This window comes from Micromonospora sp. 4G55 (assembly GCF_016803375.1).
On sequence record NZ_JAEVHN010000565.1, the window covers coordinates 1 to 3,960 of the forward strand.

Genomic DNA, 3,960 nt, shown 5'->3' on the forward strand with positions numbered 1-3,960 from the left:
TGGTCAGCGGCAGCCCCGCCGCGCCGGCCGCGAGCAGCGGCCCGGCCACCAGCAGGAGCAGCATGTGCTGGGCCATGTGCCCGGCCAGGCTGGACTCCGCCATGTCGTGCACCGGTCCCTGCTCCACGCCGAGCAGCACCAGCAGTCCGGCGCCGAAGGCGCCGACCCGCCAGCCTGGGATGACGCGGCGGGGACCGCGTCTGGTCCACAGCTCCTGGACGCCCCGCCCGTAGCCGGCCGCGAGCAGGCAGACCGCGACGATCGCCAGCATGGTCAGCAGGCTCTCGACCACCGGACTCTGACCGGGTTCGTGAGCCCGGTAGACGCTCAGCTCTGACATGGCGGCAGCACCAGCACGGCGACCCCGCCGAGCACGATGATCGTCAGGAAGAGCAGGTTGAGCCAGATGCCCACCACGGCGAGCATCCTGGACCGGGCGAACGCCCGGTCCTCGGCGCCCGCTGACTGCGCGCCGGCGGTGCGCCGCCACACCAGCGCGGCGACCGCCAGCGAGCCGGCGGTGGCCAGGGCCGGGACGACCACCGCCAGCCCGACGGCCGGCCCGAGCGGTACGGCGGAGACGCGCTCGGAGCCGGCGGCGCAGGCGAGTTCGTCCAGGCCCCAGGCGACGAGCACGTGCACCGCCCAGGCGACGGCGCCACCGAGCACGCCGTACCAGAGCAGCAGCCCGCCGGTGAGGCGGGCCCGGGGGCCGGGTCGCGTGGTCGTCACAGTCGCGGGGAGAGGTAGATGGTGAACAGGATGGCGGCCCACACCGCGTCGACGAAGTGCCAGTAGATCGCGCCGTTGCGGACCCGTTCGTGGTGGTGGGCGCCGAAGCCGCCGCCGGCCAGGGACGTGGCGAGCAGCCAGCCGATCATGGTCAGTCCGACCAGGACGTGCAGCCCGTGGAAGCCGGTGATCAGATAGAACAGCGAGCCGTAGACGTCGGTGGTCATGGTGAAGTGCCGGAGCTTCTCGGCGTACTCGGTGGCCTGCAGGGCCAGGAAGGTCAGCCCGAGCGCCATGGTGACGGCCAGCCCGGACCGCAGCCGCCAGAGCTTGCCGTGCCGGATACCGCGTTCGGCCCAGATCATGGGCAGGCTGCTCGGCAGCAGCACCGCCGTCATCACCAGCGGCTTGACCAGCTCGGGGGCCCCGATGCCGTCCGGCGGCCACTGCGGGCCGTACTGGAAGCGGAGGTAGAAGTAGCTGCCGAGCAGGCAGGCGAAGAGGGTGGCCTCGGTGGCCACGAACATCACCATGCCCCACCAGCCGGTGGACCGGCCGACCGGCAGCTCCGTGCTGAGCGCCTCGGCGCCGGTGGCCGCCGCCACGGCTCCGCCCCGACCCGTCATGCCGCCACCTCTGGTTCCACATCCGCGCTGGGCGGCCAGAGCCAGACCGCGATCGTCGCAATGGCCGCGACCATGGCGACGGCCGCCACCGGGTACCAGGCGAAGAGCAGGGCGGTGAAGAAGATCAGGAGCGCGCCGGCGAGCACGAGCGGCGTGAGCGTCGACTCCGGCATCTGCACCGCGCGCTCGCAGCGGGCGTCCAGCTCGCTGGTGAACAGGGTGCGGCGCCCCGCACTGAGGATGCGGTCCTCGGTGGCGCCCGCGCCGGTCGACTCCGCGGTCCGCTCGTCCCACACCGGGTGCAGGCTGTGCACCCGGGGCAGGACGGGGAAGTTGTACGGCTCGGGCGGCGACGTGGTGGCCCATTCCAGGCTGTCGGCGTCCCACGGATCCGCCGGGGCGGGCCGGCCCCGGCGTACGGCGTGCACCACGCCGACGAGCACGAGCAGCAGTCCGAGGGCGAGCAGGTACGACCCGGCCGTGCTGACCAGGTTCCACCCGCCCCAGCCGGGCTCGCCTGCGTAGGTGTAGACCCGGCGGGGCATGCCGAACAGGCCGTAGAGGTGCATCGGGAAGAAGGTGACGTGCATGCCGGCGAAGACCAGCCAGAACGCCCAGCGGCCCAACCGCTCGTGGTACATCCGACCGGTGATCTTGGGCAGCCAGTAGTAGATGCCGGCGAGCATCGGGAAGACCGCGCCGCCGACCAGCACGTAGTGGAAGTGCGCCACCACGAAGTACGAGTCCGTGACCTGCTGGTCGAACGCGGTGATCGCGAACATCGTGCCGGTGACACCGCCGAGCACGAAGGTCACGACGAAGCCGATGACGAACAGCAGCGGCACGCGGATCACCAGCCGGCCGAGCAGCATGGTGGCCAGCCAGGCGAAGATCTGCAGGCCGGACGGAMGAGCCGCCGGGCGAGCCGGTCGAGGTGACCCAGCGCCTGGTCCAGGGCGTGGTCCGGATGGGGTTCCTCGGGCCCGTCGACGCCCCGGGCGAGGTCCAGGTACGCGTCGCGGGCCGCTGGATCGGCCTGGTGGGACCGTACGGAGCGGCATGGTCGCGCAAGGTCTCGGAGCTGGCGATCCGGCCGGTGAAGGATCATCCGAACGGATGACCCATGGTCATTCTTCTGGGTCGGGGCTGTCGTTGGGGGGGTGCTTCAACCCGGCTGTCCGGGTACCGTCCATCCTCGGATCCAACGCACCGTAGGCGTCCGGATCCGCTGGGGAGTGAGGTGCGCGAGCGATGCCGTGGTGGTCATGGCGCCCTGGTCCCGCCGCTGGCGGCGGCGACCCGGAAACTCGAACCGGGATCACAGTGGACAGCACCGTCCGGGTTGGACCACCGTCCCCCCGGCAGCCGGGGGACGACTGCACGGCCGCCGACCGGCCGGTGATCGCGGACATGCCGGTCAGTGTGGAGCCGGTCACCCTGCGCCGGGTCTGTGAGGCCCTCGACCTGCTCGACGTGCGGTACCTGGCCGACGGCGACGGGAACCTGCTGGCCATGTGGGAGCGGCACGCGGTGCTGGTCACCCTGGAGGGCCCCGAGGACGAGATCCTGGTGATGCGGGCCCGTCCACACGCGACGGTCCCGCCGGACTGGGCGGACCGGGCCTACCGGGTGGTCAACGAGTGGAACCACACCCGCCGGTTCTGCAAGGCGTACATCGGCGACCCCACCGAGCGGGGCCAGCTGCCGATCTACGCCGAGCTGCAGGTGCCGCTGGGTGCGGGCACCCACGACGCGCTTCTGGTCGAGATGCTCGACTGCGGGGCGGCCGTGGCGACCACCTTCGTGGACTGGCTGCACGACGAGGGCGCCCTGCTCTGAGCCCGACCGGCGGGGCCGGCCCCGGCGGTCGCGACCGCCGGGCCGTCAGGCGTCCCCGGCCGGCTCCTCCATCACGTTGACCATGAAGTACGCGGCGCGCTCCAGGTAGTCCCAGAGCGCCTTGGCGACCTCCGGCGGCAGGTCCAGCCGGTCGACCGCCCGCCGCATGTGGTGCAGCCAGGCGTCCCGCTCCGCCGCGCCGATCCGGAACGGCGCGTGCCGCATCCGCAGCCGCGGGTGCCCCCGCTGGGCGGAGTAGGTGTTGGGGCCGCCCCAGTACTGCATGAGGAACAGCGTCAGCCGGTCGGCGGCCGGCCCGAGGTCCTCCTCCGGGTACATCGGGCGCAGCAGCGGGTCGGTGGCGACGCCGACGTAGAACTCGTCGACCAGCTTGCGGAAGGTGGGCTCGCCGCCGACCGCTTCGAAGAGGGTCGTCGGCGCACCGGGCCGGTCGGACTCAGCTGCGGAATTCACCGCTCCATCCTGCCAGGTGCCCCGGTGCACCGGCCGCCGCGTACCGGCCGGGCGGGCTGCCGATCACGTCACAGCGGGGCTGCGCCGGCCCTCGGAGCAGCCGTCCGTCGCCCGGCGGCACCGGGCCGGTCGGACTCAGCTGCGGAATTCACCGCTCCATCCTGCCAGGTGCCCCGGTGCACCGGCCGCCGCGTACCGGCCGGGCGGGCTGCCGATCACGTCACAGCGGGGCTGCGCCGGCCCTCGGAGCAGCCGTCCGTCGCCCGGCGGCGCGCGGCCGGGCACCGGG

The 3,960-nt window shown here is 72.9% G+C and carries 6 protein-coding genes and 1 pseudogene; 2 read left to right on the forward strand and 5 right to left on the reverse strand.

The genetic code is table 11. The annotated features are described in order from the left end of the window. From JNW89_RS29885 to JNW89_RS29900, 4 genes are all read right to left on the reverse strand, one after another. On the reverse strand, positions 1 to 340 hold a 340-nt coding region (locus JNW89_RS29885; RefSeq protein WP_238448134.1), incomplete at its 3' end, for a cytochrome c oxidase assembly protein. After that, complete coding sequence (locus tag JNW89_RS29890) at positions 328 to 732, reverse strand: hypothetical protein (protein ID WP_238451626.1); 405 nt, start codon at positions 730 to 732, stop codon at positions 328 to 330. The genes JNW89_RS29885 and JNW89_RS29890, both read right to left, overlap by 13 nt. Continuing rightward, positions 729 to 1,358: a cytochrome c oxidase subunit 3 gene (locus tag JNW89_RS29895; protein WP_238448132.1), complete on the reverse strand. Its 630-nt coding sequence runs from the start codon at positions 1,356 to 1,358 to the stop codon at positions 729 to 731. Before JNW89_RS29895 ends, JNW89_RS29890 begins: the two co-directional genes overlap by 4 nt. Then, positions 1,355 to 2,230 carry a cbb3-type cytochrome c oxidase subunit I gene (locus JNW89_RS29900; RefSeq protein ID WP_238451627.1) on the reverse strand — a complete coding sequence of 292 codons (876 nt, stop codon included), beginning with the start codon at positions 2,228 to 2,230 and terminating at the stop codon, positions 1,355 to 1,357. The genes JNW89_RS29895 and JNW89_RS29900 overlap by 4 nt, the downstream gene beginning before the upstream one ends. A gap of 38 nt (positions 2,231 to 2,268) precedes the next feature. On the opposite strand from JNW89_RS29900, the pseudogene JNW89_RS29905 reads away from it, so the two are divergent. Both JNW89_RS29905 and JNW89_RS29910 read left to right on the forward strand, forming a co-directional pair. After that, positions 2,269 to 2,478: pseudogene (locus tag JNW89_RS29905) on the forward strand (hypothetical protein); the annotation flags it as partial. A 131-nt stretch (positions 2,479 to 2,609) separates the two neighbouring features. Next, a complete protein-coding gene (locus JNW89_RS29910) occupies positions 2,610 to 3,197 on the forward strand; it encodes a YbjN domain-containing protein (protein WP_210775990.1) in 588 nt (195 codons plus the stop codon). A 45-nt stretch (positions 3,198 to 3,242) separates the two neighbouring features. Here JNW89_RS29910 and JNW89_RS29915 read toward each other — a convergent pair whose 3' ends face one another. After that, positions 3,243 to 3,671, reverse strand: a complete 429-nt coding sequence (locus JNW89_RS29915; RefSeq protein WP_179801427.1) for a globin — start codon at positions 3,669 to 3,671, stop codon at positions 3,243 to 3,245. Positions 3,672 to 3,960: the final 289 nt, after the last annotated feature.